At 33.2% G+C, this 17,978-nt stretch carries 16 protein-coding genes; 1 reads left to right on the top strand and 15 read right to left on the bottom strand.

The genetic code is table 11. The features are described from left to right. Positions 1-16: 16 nt before the first annotated feature. The 8 genes from FLAK523_RS06780 to FLAK523_RS06745 all read right to left on the bottom strand — a co-directional run bounded on the left by FLAK523_RS06780 (position 17) and on the right by FLAK523_RS06745 (position 9,187). Positions 17-1,300 (bottom strand): nucleotide sugar dehydrogenase, encoded by a 1,284-nt coding sequence (locus FLAK523_RS06780; RefSeq protein ID WP_248907756.1) that lies wholly within the window; start codon positions 1,298-1,300, stop codon positions 17-19. 204 nt (positions 1,301-1,504) lie between these two features. Further along, positions 1,505-2,896, bottom strand: a complete 1,392-nt coding sequence (locus FLAK523_RS06775; RefSeq protein ID WP_248907754.1) for a UDP-glucose 6-dehydrogenase — start codon at positions 2,894-2,896, stop codon at positions 1,505-1,507. Positions 2,897-3,022: 126 nt separating this feature from the next. Beyond that, positions 3,023-3,397, bottom strand: a complete 375-nt coding sequence (locus FLAK523_RS06770; RefSeq protein ID WP_248907752.1) for a four helix bundle protein — start codon at positions 3,395-3,397, stop codon at positions 3,023-3,025. 234 nt (positions 3,398-3,631) lie between these two features. Beyond that, the gene (locus FLAK523_RS06765; RefSeq protein ID WP_248907751.1) at positions 3,632-4,615 is read right to left on the bottom strand and encodes an SDR family oxidoreductase; all 984 of its coding nucleotides are present in this window, start codon (positions 4,613-4,615) and stop codon (positions 3,632-3,634) included. A 30-nt stretch (positions 4,616-4,645) separates the two neighbouring features. Continuing rightward, positions 4,646-7,105: a polysaccharide biosynthesis tyrosine autokinase gene (locus FLAK523_RS06760; RefSeq protein WP_248907750.1), complete on the bottom strand. Its 2,460-nt coding sequence runs from the start codon at positions 7,103-7,105 to the stop codon at positions 4,646-4,648. A gap of 15 nt (positions 7,106-7,120) precedes the next feature. Then, positions 7,121-7,912: a polysaccharide biosynthesis/export family protein gene (locus FLAK523_RS06755; protein ID WP_248907749.1), complete on the bottom strand. Its 792-nt coding sequence runs from the start codon at positions 7,910-7,912 to the stop codon at positions 7,121-7,123. A 70-nt stretch (positions 7,913-7,982) separates the two neighbouring features. After that, a complete protein-coding gene (recR, locus tag FLAK523_RS06750; RefSeq protein WP_248907748.1) occupies positions 7,983-8,603 on the bottom strand; it encodes a recombination mediator RecR in 621 nt (206 codons plus the stop codon). Between the two features lie 218 nt (positions 8,604-8,821). Continuing rightward, entirely contained in the window at positions 8,822-9,187 is a 366-nt protein-coding gene (locus tag FLAK523_RS06745; RefSeq protein ID WP_248907747.1) for a CoA-binding protein, read from the bottom strand. A gap of 176 nt (positions 9,188-9,363) precedes the next feature. Here FLAK523_RS06745 and FLAK523_RS06740 point away from each other — a divergent pair, with 176 nt between their 5' ends. Beyond that, on the top strand, positions 9,364-9,993 hold the full coding sequence (locus FLAK523_RS06740) for a MarC family NAAT transporter (RefSeq protein ID WP_248907746.1): 630 nt from the start codon (positions 9,364-9,366) through the stop codon (positions 9,991-9,993). An 88-nt stretch (positions 9,994-10,081) separates the two neighbouring features. Here FLAK523_RS06740 and ctlX read toward each other — a convergent pair whose 3' ends face one another. The 7 genes from ctlX to FLAK523_RS06705 all read right to left on the bottom strand — a co-directional run bounded on the left by ctlX (position 10,082) and on the right by FLAK523_RS06705 (position 17,966). Next, entirely contained in the window at positions 10,082-11,017 is a 936-nt protein-coding gene (gene ctlX / locus FLAK523_RS06735; protein WP_248907744.1) for a citrulline utilization hydrolase CtlX, read from the bottom strand. 284 nt (positions 11,018-11,301) lie between these two features. Then, the gene (locus FLAK523_RS06730) at positions 11,302-12,585 is read right to left on the bottom strand and encodes a citrate synthase (RefSeq protein WP_248907743.1); all 1,284 of its coding nucleotides are present in this window, start codon (positions 12,583-12,585) and stop codon (positions 11,302-11,304) included. Between the two features lie 160 nt (positions 12,586-12,745). After that, a complete protein-coding gene (gene eno / locus FLAK523_RS06725; RefSeq protein WP_248907742.1) occupies positions 12,746-14,038 on the bottom strand; it encodes a phosphopyruvate hydratase in 1,293 nt (430 codons plus the stop codon). A gap of 222 nt (positions 14,039-14,260) precedes the next feature. Further along, positions 14,261-15,361, bottom strand: coding sequence for a glutamine-hydrolyzing carbamoyl-phosphate synthase small subunit (gene carA / locus FLAK523_RS06720; RefSeq protein ID WP_248907741.1), 1,101 nt, complete (start codon positions 15,359-15,361; stop codon positions 14,261-14,263). Positions 15,362-15,656: 295 nt separating this feature from the next. Further along, positions 15,657-16,358, bottom strand: a complete 702-nt coding sequence (locus FLAK523_RS06715) for a hypothetical protein (protein WP_248907740.1) — start codon at positions 16,356-16,358, stop codon at positions 15,657-15,659. A gap of 95 nt (positions 16,359-16,453) precedes the next feature. Then, positions 16,454-16,942: a 50S ribosomal protein L17 gene (gene rplQ / locus FLAK523_RS06710; RefSeq protein WP_248907739.1), complete on the bottom strand. Its 489-nt coding sequence runs from the start codon at positions 16,940-16,942 to the stop codon at positions 16,454-16,456. 31 nt (positions 16,943-16,973) lie between these two features. Further along, on the bottom strand, positions 16,974-17,966 hold the full coding sequence (locus FLAK523_RS06705; protein ID WP_248907738.1) for a DNA-directed RNA polymerase subunit alpha: 993 nt from the start codon (positions 17,964-17,966) through the stop codon (positions 16,974-16,976). Positions 17,967-17,978: the final 12 nt, after the last annotated feature.

The raw sequence follows: 17,978 nt of genomic DNA, 5'->3' as shown, positions 1-17,978 counted from the left end.
TTTCTATATAATAAAACTATAATCTCCCGTCAACAGCATCACCCAGAACTCCTTTTACATCATACAAAATGCTATTTTCATTTTGCAAAACGGAAAGATCCATATCTAAAAATTGTTTATGAGCAACACCTAAAACAACCGCGTCAAATTTATGTCCAGATATTTCATTAGATGTTTCTAAATTATATTCGTGTTCCACCTCAGCTGAATTAGCTAATGGATCATATATAGTTACTGTAATTCCGTAATCTGTTAAAGATGCGATGACATCTACAATTTTAGTGTTTCGAACATCTGGGCAATTTTCTTTGAAAGTAATTCCAAGCATTAAAAGACTCGCTCCGTTTACTGAAATCCCCTTCTTAATCATCAACTTCACTATTTGTGACGCCACATACTCACCCATACTATCATTCAATCGCCTTCCTGCTAAAATAATTTCAGGATGATACCCCAGTTCTTGTGCTTTTTGGGCTAAATAGTAGGGATCAACACCTATACAATGTCCACCAACCAGTCCCGGTTTAAAAGGCAAGAAATTCCATTTGGTTCCAGCGGCTTCCAAAACAGCCTTAGTGTCAATATTCATCAAGTTGAATATTTTAGCCAATTCATTTACGAAAGCAATATTGATATCCCGTTGTGAATTCTCAATTACCTTGGCAGCCTCCGCAACTCGTATTGTAGGTGCTAGATGTGTCCCTGCCGTAATTACGGACAAATACAACTCGTTTACTTTTTGTCCAATTTCAGGAGTGGAGCCTGATGTAACCTTCAAAATTTTGTCTACAGTATGCGCTTTATCTCCGGGATTGATTCTTTCGGGAGAATATCCCACAAAAAAATCAACATTGAATTGTAAGCCGGAAACCCTTTCCAATACAGGAACACATTCCTCTTCGGTAACACCTGGATAAACCGTAGATTCATAAATAACAATATCCCCCTTTTTCAAAACGGTACCTACGGCTTCTGATGATTTGTATAAAGGAGTTAAATCGGGACGATTATTTTTATCAACCGGAGTTGGAACGGTAACTACATAATAATTACAATCCGAAATATCTTCCAAAACGGAAGAACAATACAATCCAACAGCATCACTTGGCTTTTCCAAGAGTACTTTTCGCAAATCAACATCACTAATCTCAAGAGTTGAATCTATCCCTGATTTTAATGATGCAACTCTAGAATGATTAATATCAAATCCCACTACTGCATATTTCGTTGCAAATAACCTAGCCAAAGGCAAACCTACATAACCCAAGCCAATAACCGCAATTTTTAAATTTGAACCCATTTATATTATTTTTTTTCCCTCATTCAGTTTGATAAGCTTCCATTCTACTTATTTAAACATTAAAACAGGATTAACCAATACATTATTCACTTTTTACGGAATAGAAAAACATCCCGATTTACTGTTTAAGAGCTTTCTCCTTTTAAACAATTATTGCCTTCAGCGTAATAACCAAAGGCAATATCATTCTAAATCGCACTAAATTCAAGAACCAATACCTTGATAAATAAATCCGATTGATTCCATTTCAGAACGGTTTAATATATTCCTGCCATCAAATATAAAGGCAGGCTTCTGCATGGATTCATATATTCTTTTCCAATCATATCCTTTAAACTCATCCCATTCCGTAAGCACAGCAATAGCATGTGCGTCCTTACAAGCTAAATATGGATCTTCAAATGACACTATTCCTTTTTTATTCTTTTCAGAAGATCTTGTTTCTAAATAATCCAAATCAGCCAATACTTTTTTCCCGGACACTTTTGGATCGTAAACCGCAATGTTTGCCTGCTCATTTATTAAATCATCCGCCACATAAATGGCTGCAGACTCCCTGGTGTCATTAGTGTCTTTCTTGAAAGCCCAACCCAAAAATGCAATTTTCTTATCGGCAACAGTGTTATAAAGGGTTTTTACAATAGTATTCGAAAAACGTCTTTTTTGATAATCATTCATAATGATTACTTGTTCCCAATAATCAGCCACTTCATTTAAACCGTATGATTTAGCTATATATACTAAATTTAAAATGTCTTTTTGAAAACAAGAACCTCCAAAACCAACAGATGACTTCAGGAATTTAGAACCTATACGGCTATCCATACCAATGGCTTTCGCCACTTCATTCACATCCGCACCGGTTTTCTCACAAAGTTCAGACATTGCGTTAATAGACGAAATACGTTGTGCCAAAAACGCATTAGCTGTCAGCTTTGACAATTCAGACGACCAAACATTTGTGGTTAATATTTTGTCTTTAGCAACCCAATTGGAATACACATCAACAAGTGCTTGTATAGCTTTTTGGCCCTCTTCGGATGAGTCTCCTCCAATTAATATTCTATCTGGATTCAACAAATCAGTAACCGCAGTTCCTTCAGCCAGAAACTCTGGATTGGAAAGGATTTGAAACTGAACCCCATTTCCCGTATTATCTAATATACTTTTAATCGCTTCCGCGGTTCTAACTGGCAATGTGGATTTCTCCACAACGATCTTATCCGATTTTGAAACCCTGGCAATCTGTCTGGCACACAATTCAATATATTTCAAATCTGCAGCCATACCTTTCCCTTTACCATAGGTTTTAGTTGGGGTATTAACGGAGATGAAAATTATTTGAGCCTCATCAATCGCCTGATCTACATTTGTGGAAAAAAATAAATTTCTCCCTCTTGCTTCCGCCACAATTTTATCTAAACCCGGTTCATAAATAGGAATATTTTCAACATTTTCATCATTCCAAGCCGCAATTCTTTCTTCATTCAAATCGACAACTGTAACCTGTATATGCGGACATTTTTGAGCAATAACTGCCATTGTTGGCCCTCCAACATATCCTGCTCCAATGCAACAAATTTTTGTAATTTTCATTTTACTTTTATTTTATTTTTTCAGTTCTCTGTTCTCTGTTCTCTGTTCTCTGTTTTCCACTACCATACGGTAACCCAAAACACATAACTCATAACCGAAAACCCATAACCCATAACTAACATCTCGTCACTCAAATTTATTCCAGTTATTTTCTACATAGCGCAAAAAAGAAAACAGTTTAGCGCCTAATTTATCATATTCGTTTTGAAGCAGGACCATCTCATTTGCTATGGCAGGGTAGAGTATTACTAATTTCTCCAAATGACAAATCGTTTCCAGATTACTTGCATGTGAATAAGTTAAAAACTTGATGAAATCTAATTTATAACGTCTTCTTCCGTATCCCTCAACAATATTGGTAACTACTGAATCTGATGATCTTCTTATTTGACTCCCTAATTCATATAATTCATACCTGGGCAATTTTAAAGAAACAGCATGTGTTGTATAAAATAAGGATAAACTCAAATTATATATTTCTAAATCTTTATAGCTTTTCATATGTTGATATTTATTGTTTTTTATCGGTCATATGGAATGCCCCATAAGGAACTATTTTTATTAGTGATCGCGTCCCGAAGCTTCGGGATTGAATCATGGCTATTTCATATTATTTAATTTCCATGATTTCACTTCCCAGTTTTCGGTTCTCAGTTTTTCAATTCCAAATCATAACTGATAACGAATAACCCACAACTCATAACCTATAACCCATAACCCATAACCCAAAATCGATTAACGTAAATTCTCCCAATACCATTTTACCGCTTCCCTCAGCCCTTCTTGCAGCGAATATTTTGGATCATAACCTAACAATTCTTTTGCCTTATCAATACTGGCCAACGAGTGTGGAATATCTCCAGCTCTGTTAGGACCATATTTTATTTCAACATTTGCAATTTCAGGATTAAATTCAGCCAAAAATTCTTTTAAATACCCAACTAAGTCATTTAAAGTATTTCTATCTCCATAGGCTGTATTATAAACCGTATTGATTGCTTTTGGATTCGCCGTTGTCATCGCCAATTCGTTCATCTGAATTACATTATCAATATAAGTGAAATCACGAGAAAAGTTTCCGTCTCCGTTTATCACCGGGCTTTCCTGATTCATTAATTGCATAACAAATTTTGGAATTACTGCTGCATAAGCACCATTAGGATCTTGTTTTCTTCCAAAAACATTAAAATAGCGAAGGCCTATTGTTTCTATACCATAGGTTCTGCTAAAAATTTCAGCATACAACTCATTTACATATTTGGTTATCGCATAAGGTGATAATGGTTTCCCAATCACATCTTCCACTTTTGGTAATCCAATAGAATCTCCATAAGTAGACGAACTTGCGGCATAAACAAATCGCTTGACCTTAGCGTCACGAGAAGCTACAAGCATATTTAAAAACCCTGAAACGTTAACATCGTTTGTGGTAACCGGATCATTTATCGATCGCGGAACCGAACCCAAAGCAGCTTGATGCAGCACATAATCAACGCCTTTAACGGCATTTTGACAGTCTTCAACGTTTCTTATATCCCCTTCTATTAAACGGAAGTTCGGATTATTTATAAAATCTTTTAAATTATGTCGATGACCCGTCGCAAAATTATCCAAACAAATCACTTTATATTCTTTTGACAAAAAATACTCCGTTAGATTAGAGCCGATAAAACCAGCACCTCCTGTTATTAAAATAGTATCCTTTTTCTTTACTTGCATTTTTAAACTATTATTAGAAAGAAATTAAATTTATTTCTTACGGAATTTCTCCATTACTTTTTCAAAAATATTTTTAGGCTTTTCTTCATCATGATACCCATTCGAATAAGAACCATAGCCGTATCCATAACCGTAACCATATCCATAAGCCGTACCATATTTAGCTTTGTTTTCAAAACCATTAAAAATGATACTTGCATTGTGTAGCTCCCCACGTTTCACCCTATTATTCAATAATGTAATCATTTCTTTTTTAGAAAAATTTTGTCTTACGATATACAAAGTCACGTCACAATACTGGGCTAATTCAAGAGCATCCGACACTAACCCGACTGGTGGTGTATCCAAAATAATATAATCGTATTTTTTCTTTAATTCTTCAATCAACTCTCCCATCCCGTCACTCATAATCATCTCCGCAGGATTTGGCGGCACCGGTCCAGATAGTATAACATCTAGATATGGAATCTGTGTAGGATTAATAATTTCGTCAACCGTTTTTTGTTTTATCAAATAGTTAACGATACCAACATCATTTTTCAAATTAAACTCATTATACAACTTAGGCTTTCTCAAATCCAAACCAATAATCACAGTCTTTTTTTCGCTTAAAGCAAAAACAGTAGCAATATTAATGGAACAAAACGTTTTACCTTCCCCACTGACAGAAGAGGTGATCATTAAGGTTTTCGCTCCATCTACATTTTGTTTTTTATATAAAAACTGCAAAGAAGACCGAATAGCCCTAAAGGATTCTGATAAAGCTGATTTTGGTTTTTCAAAAACTGCCAATTCCGTAATTTCTTTATTTAAACCAACCACTCCAATTAATGGAATTTGAGTTAGCTTACTAATATCCTCCGTATTTTGAATAGAATTATTTATAAAGAAAATGGTGAAAACAAAAAGCAAAGGAATCAAAATCCCCAGAAATAAAGCTAATACATAATTCACGGAAGTCTTAGGGCCTATGAGACCACCACCAACATCTTTGGCAGGATCAACGAAATGTATGTCAGATAGGTTTGCCGCTTTTACAATATCGGCTTCACTTCTTTTCTGTAAAAAGGTACTGTAAATATTGTCGCTTAAATCGTATTTTCTTTTGATTTTAATTAACTCCTGTTGATCATCAGGCAATTGTTTTATCGTGTTTTCCGCCTCATTTATTTTACTGTTAATCATAGCCAAATCGTACTGTAAAGCAGATTTTGCCGATCCAATATTCACTAACAGTACATTTTTAATGGCCTCCATTTGATTATCAAAATCTTTGAATATCTTATCACTTTTTACAGCATAAGCCATTTCCGATCTTTGGGTAGAAAGCGCAATCAACTTAGAAACATTTACAACAATATTTGGGTCATCAATACCCGCCACTGACGGAGCCGGAAGCTTTGAATAATCAGTACTGTTTTTCAAATAAGCCTTTAAAGAATTATAATACGCTGTCTTACGAGTTATCTCGTCCTTTTTCACATCAAACTCTAATATCTTATCCGAGAATTTAGCCCCACCTTCCTCAATATCAAATATATTTTTATCTTTTCTAAATGTTTTCAGCTCATTTCCAGTCTCTTTCAACTTAGACTCCATATCTATAAGCGTACTGTCTATAAAGCTTATGGTATTAGTTGCAAATTGGTTTTTGCCATCTAATTGCCTTTTAATTAGCATTTTTACTGTCGAATTCAAATATTCGACCATCCTAGCCTTATTGGTTCCTTGCATTCCAAGTGTAATGATAGAACCTCCTTTATCGTCAGACCTTACATTTACCCCTTTATATCCAGATACTGTTCCGTCAAAATCACTAAAACTTACAAAATATTCATTCCCTTTATAAAAACCAGGGTTGTCTTTTATTTGCAATTTCCAATTCAAAAAAGGCAATGAAACGGGTTCCCCAACTTTAAATTTTTTAACAAAATCGCCTGCCACTACTGATGTAGTGCTATAAGAATTATCAGAATAAGTTATTAACGATACACTAGGATTAGCAAAAGGAATTCGAATCTCATATTCAGTTTCACTCAAAAAAGTAATCCCTACAAGAGTACCGGCAATCTGACCTTTTGATTTATTGATATCTACATAAAAAGGAACTGCACCATAGGCATCAACAAGATTATATTCCCCTTGTGATAAGTAGTTTATATAATATTGCAATTTATCAACAACCAATTCATTATGAGATCTTGATTGCAATGTTGTTGAAATTGTTTGAACCTGATCAGAAGTACCCCCCCAATTGAAAACCAAACTTGTATTTGAAGTGAATAATGGGTTGCTTTCTTCCTTTACGGAAATAACGGTTTCCATCCCGTAAATTTTTTCTTTACGAATATTAACCTGGTAAGCAATTGTAAAAGTGATTAGCAAACTCACTAAAAACCACATCCAATAACTCCCTATTTTTATTAAGAATCCCTTAAAGTCGAAACTTACTTGGTTTTCAAAAATTGAAAAATCTTTTATGTCTAACATTCTTTGAAAGGTGTGTTAATTTTTTAATAGTAGAAAAGTAGTGGTTGCCAAAGATAGCAAAGTGATTATCGTTCCCAAAGATTCTATCCCTGTTTTCCCGGTCCCCCAAGTTTTTTGCTTAAGCGGTTTTACATAAATATAATCGTTTGGTTGCAAATAAAAATATGGGGATTTCATCACGTTTATATCAGTAAGGTCAATATCGTGAATTTCGCTCCCAGTTGGTGACTGCCTAATAATAGAGACTGATTTCCTGTTACCTGTTATAGTTATATCCCCTGAATTAGCAATTGCTTCCATTATATTCACATGTTCTTGAAATAACGTCTTAGTACCCGTACTCCCTACTTCGCCATTAATGGTATATCTAAATCCGGCTAGTTTAACAGTCACAAAAATATTAGCCTCTTTTTTAAAATATTCTGAAAGTAGCTGCTTTTCGATTCTGATTCTAATTTCGTCGAGAGTATACCCTATCACATTAATTTCGCCTAGAACCGGCATCCTGATATTCCCATGGTCATCAACAGTAAAACCATCAAAATACAATCCTGACTCAGACTTACCACTAGACTCCGCACCATTTGTTGTGCTAAAAATAGCAACTAATTTTGGGTCAATTGCCTTAATTGAAATACTTAAAACATCGTTTGTTTGCAATCTGTAAGGCTTTGAAGCCACTAAGGATATAGAATTTTCAATTTCAGGACCGTTTTTTTTCTGTAAATAAATTAAGTCTTGAGTTGAAATACAAGAAGTAAACAATACGTTAATACACAACAACAAATAGAGTCTATTCCTTTTCATTTAAATATTTTAAGTAACAAATATAGCTTTTCATTTACTATATAAAAAGTTTAGTTTTTTATAAAACGAATTAATTACTTCTAAATGTTTTTTCAAAAGGAACTCTTTGTAAAATACTCCTTCCCAAAGTAACTTCGTCAGCATATTCTAATTCATCACCTACCGCAATTCCACGAGCAATGGTTGAAATCATAATATCTACTTCCGCAATTTGTTTGTAAATATAGAAATTAGTGGTATCTCCTTCCATTGTGGAGCTTAATGCAAAAATCACCTCGGATACTGATCCTAATTTAACTTTCTCCACTAGTGAATTAATATTCAATTGGCTGGGACCAATACCGTCTATAGGTGATATTTTACCACCTAGCACATGATAAACCCCTCTAAATTGAGCTGTGTTTTCAATAGCCATAACATCTCTAATATCTTCAACGACACAAACTAATTGATGATTCCTATTTTTATTAGCACATATTTCACAAGTGGCACTATCCGAAATATTATGACAATTGACACAATATTTAATATCTTCCCGCATATTCATTAATGCCTGAGTCAAAAAACCGGTTTGCTCTTTTGGCTGTTTCAAGAGATGCAATACAAGTCTCAACGCAGTTCGCTTACCTATACCAGGCAATTGCGACATTTCGCCTACTGCTTTTTCAATTAATTTCGAAGAAAATTCCATAACTACAAATGTAACAAATTGTTTAATTGATTAAACTGTTTTTTAACTTATCAATTTGCAATCAGACAATTTATAAAAAATACATTATGAAAAAACTTTGTTAGATTGAAAACACCCTTTTAAGTAAAGGTGCTTTTCAGAAAGATATTCCACGCAATTTCAGCGTGGTTTAACTAAAATTCAGGAATAGCTCCTGAATAAAAAATATAGAAATTAACCTAATACTTGTTTGTAGCCAACAAAACCAATGTACAGGCAACTTCAGACTTTATATTATTTAATTCCAACAGTTGGTATAATTCTGGATTTTCAGTTCCTGGATTAAATAACACACGCTTGGGTTTTGTCTCTACTATATAATTGTAATAATCACGTTGACGCGCTGGATTTAAATATAAAGTTATCGTATCAATGTTTGACAAAGGAATTGCTTTAGTTCTAATTTTAACTTCTGCCACTTCCCCCGCGTTTTGACCAATGGCTAAAACAGAATGTCCTTTTTCAACAAGCATAGTAATTGCTTTGTATGAATATCTGTCCGGTTTACTGGATGCGCCAAGAACCAAAGTTTTTTTATTTTTCATGTTTTAATAATTATTTTTATGCAAAAGTACTAAAATACTATAGTCCGTTTTCAATTAAAATTAATATCTTTCGTTTTCTAAGGTTAAAAAAAACATTCGCCATTTTTAATTTAACCTTTTCTTAATCTAAAACAATACCTTCTCCATATCTAAACCAACTAATTTCGCAAAAAAACATGGAACTTTTTATTTATTTATTTGCCGCACTTTTTTCAGTATTAAATCCAATTGGCACTGTACCTATTTTCGTGGGACTTACCCAAGATGATGATAAAAAAGAACGATCCCGCATCTCATTGTGGACTGCCATCAATGTATTTGTGATTTTGATTATCTCCTTCTTTTTAGGTGAATATGTTTTATCTTTTTTTGGAATCAGTATTGAAGCTTTACGTATCGCCGGAGGAATTGTTATTGCCACTTCTGGATTTTCATTGCTAACGGGGAATTTCAACAAGAAAAGAGGAGTTAATAAAAAAGTAGAAAGCGATGCTCAAAAACGAAATGACATAGCACTGACACCTTTAGCCATCCCAATGCTTGCAGGACCAGGATCAATGTCTTTACTTATTGCCTTTTATCACGAACATCACGAAATTTCGGAAATCGTCATATCCGTTTTAGCTATACTTGCAGTTGCTGTTTCTATTTTTATAGTATTAAGGAGCGCCCATTATTTAGCAAAAATACTTGGCGCATCTGGAATTGTGGCCATCTCGAGAATTGTAGGATTCATCGTAATCGCCATTGGAGTACAATATATAATCAGTTCGTTTATTACAATAGTCAAAAACAATTTACAATAACAAAAAAGAGAAGCTACCCATTAGGATAGCTTCTCTTTTTTGTTATTGTATTTACCTTAAAAATAATTTTAAGATAACGCGGTTAACTTTATACTTTAGGCAAGAAGATTTCTGCCATCATACATCTAGCGCTTCCGCCACCACAAGCCTCAATGGTATCTAAACTTGAGCTCAAAATTTCAGCATGTTTCTCCAATTGCAAAATTTGCTTATCTGTTAAACATTTGTGAGCTGCAGAACTCATAACCAAATATCTTTTATCATTAGCTCCACGAACTTCTAGCATATTTCCAGCAAAATTATTGACTTGATCTTCAGTAATCAAAACAACTTCTTTTTTGTCTTTTTTAAGGCTATCTAAAACCATTTTGCGCTCTTTTTTATCATCTATACTATCAGCACAAATAACCGCAAAAGTTTCTCCTAAGCACATCATTACATTAGTGTGATAAATCAGTTTGCGTTCTCCATTTACTGTCTGAAACGATTCAAACAAAACAGGCGCGTAATCAAAATCTTCGCAGAATTCGATAAAAAGTTCTTCATCAGCTCTAGGTGACAAAGCGCAATAAGCAATTCCATTAGCCCTATCAAGCAGTAAACTACCTGTTCCTTCTAAGAAAAAACCATCCTCCTCTGCAGAGGTATAATCAACAATGTTTTCAATTTGAAACCCTTTTTCCTCCAAAACATCAAGAATCTCTTCTCTACGTTCTCTACGTCGATTATCCGCAAACATAGGATACAAAGCTACATCACCATTTTCATGAAATGAAATCCAATTATTAGGAAAAATACTGTCTGGAGTATCTGGATTTAATGTATCATCAAATACTGTCACATCTACCCCTACGGATTTTAGCTTTTCTACAAAAGCATCAAATTCCTGCTGAGCCTTTAGATTAACAGTCGCTGGCAAAAGTTCATCCAGCACTTTTTGGTAATAATTATTTACAGCTGTCTGTTCATTCATACGAAACGCAACCGGGCGAATCATTAGTATGGAATTTGTTGTTTGTTTCATATCTTTTAAGTTTAAAATTTCAGGTTTAAAGATTCAGTTTTAACAACCAAAACTTTAAACCTGAAGCAAAGTTTATTATTTCACAATCTATATTTAGAGTATTTATTAAACCACAAAGATATTTAATAAGGAGCAAATGAATGTTATCCTAATTCATTTCAATATTAATAAAATTCTATGGTTTTCAATCTAATAAAAAAGGATTTCATTTTAGTGTGTTTAATTTCCTTTTTTATCAAAGATAAAAAAAGCTTCACGTTTAAGTGAAGCTTTTAAAAATATTTTTATCTTTTATCAATTGACTCGAAGTCCCTTAAGGTTGGTCCTGTATAAACTTGTCTAGGTCTTCCAATAGGCTCTTTGTTTTCACGCATTTCTTTCCATTGTGCAATCCAACCTGGTAAACGTCCTATCGCAAACAATACGGTAAACATATCAGTAGGAATACCTAAAGCACGATAAATAATTCCAGAATAGAAATCTACATTTGGATATAATTTTCTAGATACAAAATACTCATCTACTAAAGCAGCCTCTTCCAGTTTTTTAGCAATAGCTAAAATAGGATCATTAACCCCTAGAGTTGCTAACACTTCATCTGCAGCTTTTTTGATTATTTTTGCTCTTGGATCGAAGTTTTTATAGACTCTGTGACCAAATCCCATTAAACGGAAAGGATCATTTTTATCTTTGGCTTTTGCCATATATTTGTCAGCATCCCCACCATTTTGATGAATTTCTTCTAACATCTCAAGTACTGCTTGATTAGCACCACCGTGTAATGGACCCCAAAGAGCAGAAACACCTGCAGAAATTGAAGCAAATAAACCTGCGTGAGAAGAACCCACCATTCTTACCGTTGAAGTAGAACAATTTTGCTCGTGATCAGCATGAAGAATGAATAATTTATCTAATGCATCTGTTATCACTGGATTAGCCATAAAAGGCTCAGTAGGTAATTCAAACATTAAACGCATAAAATTCTCAACATACCCTTTTGTATTATCATAATAATTCAAAGGATAACCCATATTTTTTCTATAAGTCCAAGTTGCAATTACTAGAAACTTACCCATCGTTTTACAAACAGCGTGGTACATCTCTTTATCATTGTCAACATTTACTGATTTAGGGTTAAATGCAGTTAAAGCACTAGTCAAAGCAGCCAAAACACCCATAGGATGTGCTGTTCTAGGAAAACCATCTATGATGTTTTTCATCTCTTCGTTAACTAATGTATGTTTTCTAATATCATTTTCAAATTGCTCTAACTGAACTTTAGTAGGCAATTCCCCAAAGATTAAAAGATAAGAAACTTCTAAAAAGTCAGCTTTGTCAGCTAAATCTTCTATTGAATATCCTCTATAACGCAAGATTCCAAGTTCACCATCTAAAAAAGTGATATCACTTGTACATGAACCTGAGTTTTTGTAACCTGGATCTAGGGTAATTACACCCGATAAATCTCTTAATTTGTTAATATCGATAGCCACTTCATTTTCGCTTCCTACTATTACAGGAAACTCGTATCTCTTACCATCAATTTCTATTGTTGCTGTTTTTGACATAATATAATTTGGAAATAAATCTTATTAAATAATAATTTACCAAATCTAAGAAATTTAACATGAATTAAAAAGAGAATTCCAAAATGAAATTGTTAAAATTTATAAACAAAAAGCCATTCACAAGTTATATGAATGGCTTTTAAATATATTTACAGTAAAATTACTTTATTTTGAAGGCATTTTTACCAGGAAAATAAGCGGTATTCCCAAGTTCTTCTTCAATTCTCAACAATTGATTGTACTTAGCCATACGGTCAGAACGAGAAGCTGAACCCGTTTTAATTTGACCACAATTCAATGCCACAGCTAAGTCAGCAATAGTATTGTCTTCAGTTTCACCTGAACGATGAGACATAACTGATGTATAACCCGCATTTTTCGCCATAGTTACAGCAGCAATCGTTTCAGTTAAAGTACCTATTTGATTAACTTTCACAAGAATAGAATTAGCAATTCCTTTTTCTATACCTGTAGACAAGCGAGTAACGTTAGTAACAAATAAATCATCACCTACTAATTGAACTTTATCTCCAATTTTATCGGTAAGCATTTTCCATCCATCCCAGTCATTTTCATCCATACCATCTTCTATGGAAATGATTGGATATTTAGCAGTTAATTCAGCTAAATAATCAACTTGTTCAGCTGAAGTTCTTACTTTACCAGTATCTCCTTCAAACTTTGAATAATCGTATTTCCCATTTACATAAAATTCTGCCGCAGCACAATCTAAAGCAATTTTGATTTCGTCACCAAAAGTATAACCTGCATTTTCAACGGCTTTTTTAATAGTATCTAAAGCATCTTCAGTTCCACCAGGTAAGTTAGGTGCAAAACCACCTTCATCCCCAACAGCAGTACTTAATCCTCTATCGTGCAATACTTTTTTAAGGCTATGAAAAATCTCTGTTCCCATTTGCATAGAATGAGTAAAAGAAGTAGCTTTAACTGGTATAATCATAAATTCTTGAAATGCAATAGGCGCATCAGAATGAGATCCTCCATTTATGATATTCATCATAGGAACAGGCAATGTATTTGCAGAAACTCCTCCAATATATCTGTATAGCGGTAAACCAAGTTCGTTTGCAGCTGCTTTTGCAACAGCAAGAGAAACTCCCAAAATAGCATTAGCGCCAAGATTAGATTTATTTGGGGTACCATCTAAATCAATCATCATTTGATCAATTAAATTTTGTTCAAAAACCGAAGTCCCTAAAAGTTCATCACCAATAAGGGTATTAACATTTTTCACTGCATTTAAAACCCCTTTTCCTAAAAATGCTTTACCACCGTCGCGTAACTCTACTGCTTCATGTTCTCCAGTTGATGCTCCAGATGGAACTGCAGCTCTTCCTAATACACCGTTGTCAGTAACTACATCAACTTCTATGGTAGGATTTCCTCTAGAATCAAATATTTGTCTTGCGTGAATTTTGATAATTATACTCATGTTCTTTAATTTTAATTTTTAAAATACAAATATATTCTATCTTTTGGAATGATATAATGAAAATAATGAATCTTATTAACGAAAACGTTATAATTATATATTTAGAACAAAAGGATTCAATTATATCAGAAAAGAAACACTACAAAACATAAAAAAAGGCTTGCACATTAAAATGCAAGCCTTTTTTAAAATTAGAGTACTATGTTTTACATATGTAAAATCTTAACCTTTTATGTTTTCAATAAATTGATCAAATAAATAAGAAGAGTCATGTGGTCCTGGACTAGCCTCCGGATGATACTGTACAGAGAAACAATTTTTGTCCTTCATACGCATTCCGGCAACGGTCCCATCATTTAAATGAAGGTGTGTGATTTCTAAATCAGGATTGTTTTCTAATTCTTCTTTATTTACTGCAAAACCATGGTTCTGAGAAGTTATTTCCCCCTTACCTGAAATCAGGTTTTTAACCGGATGATTGATCCCTCTATGTCCATTAAACATTTTATAAGTGGAAATCCCATTAGCCAATCCAATAACTTGATGTCCTAAACAGATACCAAATAATGGCTTGTCATTTGCAATAATTTCTTTTGCAACTTGTATAGCACTTGAAAGAGGCTCTGGGTCACCAGGTCCATTTGACAAGAAATAACCATTAGGATTGAATGATGCCATATCGTTATAAGAAGCATCAAAAGGGAAAACTTTAATATAACAATCTCTTTTAGCAAAATTACGCAGGATATTAGTTTTGATCCCTAAATCCAAAGCTGATATTTTATAAGTAGCATTCTCATCTCCGTAGAAATAAGGTTCTTTTGTAGAAACTTTTGAAGCTAACTCCAATCCTTTCATATCAGGGACCTTTTGTAAAGCAATTTTTAATTCTTCAATAGAAGTACCATCTGTACAAATAACTGAATTCATAGCACCGTTATCACGTATATAACTTACTAATGCACGTGTATCGACATCAGATATACATATTAGGTTTTGCTTGATAAAATAGTCTTCTAAACTTCCTGAAGCATCTGCACGCGAATAATTGAAACTGAAATTTTTACAAACTAAACCAGATATCTTAATTTCATCTGATTCAACTTCTTTTTCATTTACCCCATAATTTCCAATATGAGGATTAGTCGCTACCATAATTTGTCCAAAATAGGAAGGGTCCGTAAATATCTCTTGATATCCAGTCATCCCCGTATTAAAACAAACTTCACCAAAAGTAGTTCCGCTAATTCCAATTGATTTTCCGTGAAAAATCGTACCATCACTTAATAAAAGAATGGCGCTTTGTCTTGTTGTATATTTCATCTGTAGTTAAATATTGTGCAAATTTAATTCATTAATCCAATGGAAGCAAATTTTATGATGGTGTTTTATAAAATATAAGCCAACATTACTTCAGTCCTAAAAGCCTTTATTCTATATTCATTATTGTTTTTATTTCATTTTGTTACAATAATAAATAGTCATTCAAATCTAAATCATCTTTATTCAAAAAATTCTAAATACTAAATTCTCATTAACGTCAAAATTATGCTAGCAGCTCTTCTGACGAAATCTAAGAGAACTCAATTAAAAAGAAAAAAGCACCTTCATTGATTTTTTAAAGGGAATAATAATAATAATTCAATATTCTTTTTACATCATCATCTGATGTATAGTTCAATTTATATTTTAAAACAAATTTTTTAATAAGATCCGCTTTATCAATTGTGTTTTTAAGGATAAATTTCTTGTTTATTTTTTCTTTTTCGTACTTACCATCTGCAAAAACATAATAGGAATATACCTGTACATATTTATCTTCATTTAACTTCGTTTGTGTAAGACGGTCAAAGCCACCTTTTCCCACAACAATACTGGTTTCTTTGAATATTTTCAGTTTATCACCATTAAATACTTCAAAAAACAATCCATTTAATTGAGTGTTTTGGATAATTTTATACGTTTTATTCAAATAAACCAAATGATCAATTTGATCTAAATCATATTGAAAAACAGAATCGTTTGACATTAAATACTCTAAATTCTTAGTTTTTAAATTATAATTCAAATTCAAAAGCTGTGTGGTTTTTCGGTTTTTTGAAAAAACGTAATAAGGACCAATCCAATTGGGAAATAAATATAAAGAACCCTTAACATAATTGTCAACGTCTTTTCCAGGAATCCAAAGACCCGCTTTACCAATATTAATTTCACTATCAAAAGATCTCATGGTAGTTTTGACCCCCAAATTATTATCTTGAGACAAAACTGACAAAGAATATAAAAAAGCAAAAAGCAAAAAAAGATTAATAGATTTCATATATTTATGTATTTAGTTATCCAAAAAAAAGCAAAAAAAAAGGATAAACTATAAATAGCTTATCCTTAAATTTTATTGAATGATTATCTTCATAATTATTCAGCAGCGTCTGTTGAAGTTTCAGTTTCAGCATCTGGAGCTTCAGTAGCGTCAGTTGCTTTTTTAGCTTTTCCACCACGACGGCTTTTTGCTTTTGTAACTTCTTTTTTACCACCATTGTAAAGTTCATTGAAATCTACTAATTCGATCATTGCCATATCAGCATTATCTCCTAAACGATTTCCAACTTTAATGATACGAGTGTATCCACCTGGACGGTCTCCAACTTTAGCAGCTACGTCTCTGAACAAGTCAGTTACCGCATATTTGCTACGTAAGTATGAAAAAACAATACGACGATTGTGAGTCGTATCTGCTTTAGATTTTGTTATTAAAGGCTCAACGAATTGTTTAAGCGCTTTTGCTTTAGCAACAGTTGTGTTAATACGTTTGTGCTCGATAAGAGAACAAGCCATATTAGCTAACATAGATTTTCTATGCGCAGTCTGTCTGCTTAAGTGATTGAATTTTTTTCCGTGTCTCATTGCTATGTAAATTTAAACCTTGCGGCTTAGATTATTCTTTATCTAGTTTGTATTTTGCTAAATCCATTCCGAAGTTTAAATTTTTAATTGCAACTAGTTCATCTAGTTCAGTTAAAGATTTTTTACCAAAATTACGGAATTTCATCAGGTCGTTTTTATTGAACGATACTAAATCACCAAGTGTATCAACTTCAGCCGCTTTCAAACAATTTAATGCTCTTACAGACAAATCCATATCAACAAGCTTAGTTTTAAGCAATTGTCTCATATGTAATGATTCCTCATCATACGATTCTGTTTGTGCGATCTCATCAGCCTCGAGTGTAATTCTTTCGTCAGAGAACAACATGAAATGGTGAATTAAAACTTTGGCAGCTTCAGTAAGTGCATCTTTTGGATTGATTGATCCATCAGTTTTTATTTCAAAAACTAATTTCTCATAATCTGTTTTTTGCTCTACACGGAAGTTTTCAATTCCATATTTTACATTTTTTACCGGAGTAAAAATTGAATCTGTAAAAATGGTTCCAATTGCAGCATTCTGTTTTTTGTTCTCCTCAGCAGGAACATATCCTCTACCTTTTTCGATTGTTAAATCGAAAGCCAGTTTGATTTTACTATCTAAATTACAGATAACTAGTTCTGGATTCAAAACTTGGAAACCTGAAATAAATTTTTGAAAATCACCAGCTGTTAATTGATCTTTACCTGAAACAGAAATAGTAACTGATTCATTATCTATATCTTCAATTTGACGTTTGAAACGTACTTGTTTTAGATTAAGAATAATTTCGGTAACATCTTCAACAACTCCTGAGATAGTAGAAAACTCATGATCTACACCTTCTATGCGGACAGATGTAATTGCATAACCTTCTAATGCTGAAAGCAAAACTCTTCTAAGTGCATTACCAACGGTCAATCCGTATCCTGGTTCTAAAGGTCTGAATTCAAACTTACCTTCAAAATCGGTTGAATCGATCATGATAACTTTATCGGGCTTCTGAAAATTAAATATTGCCATAAATTTCGACTA

The sequence above is a fragment of the Flavobacterium sp. K5-23 genome (assembly GCF_023278045.1).
Lineage (GTDB): Bacteria > Bacteroidota > Bacteroidia > Flavobacteriales > Flavobacteriaceae > Flavobacterium.
The sequence above is the reverse complement of the archived record's forward strand: the minus strand, read 5'-3'. Positions and strand labels throughout refer to the sequence as shown.

What these genes read in the sequence shown, in the direction of transcription:
- ctlX (WP_248907744.1), bottom strand. Translation starts at nt 11,017, where the DNA reads ATGAAACAAACAACAAATTCCATACTAATGATTCGCCCGGTTGCGTTT.
- rplQ (WP_248907739.1), bottom strand. Translation starts at nt 16,942, where the DNA reads ATGAGACACGGAAAAAAATTCAATCACTTAAGCAGACAGACTGCGCAT.
- FLAK523_RS06770 (WP_248907752.1), bottom strand. Translation starts at nt 3,397, where the DNA reads ATGAAAAGCTATAAAGATTTAGAAATATATAATTTGAGTTTATCCTTA.
- FLAK523_RS06740 (WP_248907746.1), top strand. Translation starts at nt 9,364, where the DNA reads ATGGAACTTTTTATTTATTTATTTGCCGCACTTTTTTCAGTATTAAAT.
- carA (WP_248907741.1), bottom strand. Translation starts at nt 15,361, where the DNA reads ATGAAATATACAACAAGACAAAGCGCCATTCTTTTATTAAGTGATGGT.
- FLAK523_RS06760 (WP_248907750.1), bottom strand. Translation starts at nt 7,105, where the DNA reads ATGTTAGACATAAAAGATTTTTCAATTTTTGAAAACCAAGTAAGTTTC.
- FLAK523_RS06765 (WP_248907751.1), bottom strand. Translation starts at nt 4,615, where the DNA reads ATGCAAGTAAAGAAAAAGGATACTATTTTAATAACAGGAGGTGCTGGT.
- FLAK523_RS06705 (WP_248907738.1), bottom strand. Translation starts at nt 17,966, where the DNA reads ATGGCAATATTTAATTTTCAGAAGCCCGATAAAGTTATCATGATCGAT.
- FLAK523_RS06745 (WP_248907747.1), bottom strand. Translation starts at nt 9,187, where the DNA reads ATGAAAAATAAAAAAACTTTGGTTCTTGGCGCATCCAGTAAACCGGAC.
- FLAK523_RS06755 (WP_248907749.1), bottom strand. Translation starts at nt 7,912, where the DNA reads ATGAAAAGGAATAGACTCTATTTGTTGTTGTGTATTAACGTATTGTTT.
- FLAK523_RS06780 (WP_248907756.1), bottom strand. Translation starts at nt 1,300, where the DNA reads ATGGGTTCAAATTTAAAAATTGCGGTTATTGGCTTGGGTTATGTAGGT.
- recR (WP_248907748.1), bottom strand. Translation starts at nt 8,603, where the DNA reads ATGGAATTTTCTTCGAAATTAATTGAAAAAGCAGTAGGCGAAATGTCG.
- eno (WP_248907742.1), bottom strand. Translation starts at nt 14,038, where the DNA reads ATGAGTATAATTATCAAAATTCACGCAAGACAAATATTTGATTCTAGA.
- FLAK523_RS06775 (WP_248907754.1), bottom strand. Translation starts at nt 2,896, where the DNA reads ATGAAAATTACAAAAATTTGTTGCATTGGAGCAGGATATGTTGGAGGG.
- FLAK523_RS06730 (WP_248907743.1), bottom strand. Translation starts at nt 12,585, where the DNA reads ATGTCAAAAACAGCAACAATAGAAATTGATGGTAAGAGATACGAGTTT.
- FLAK523_RS06715 (WP_248907740.1), bottom strand. Translation starts at nt 16,358, where the DNA reads ATGAAATCTATTAATCTTTTTTTGCTTTTTGCTTTTTTATATTCTTTG.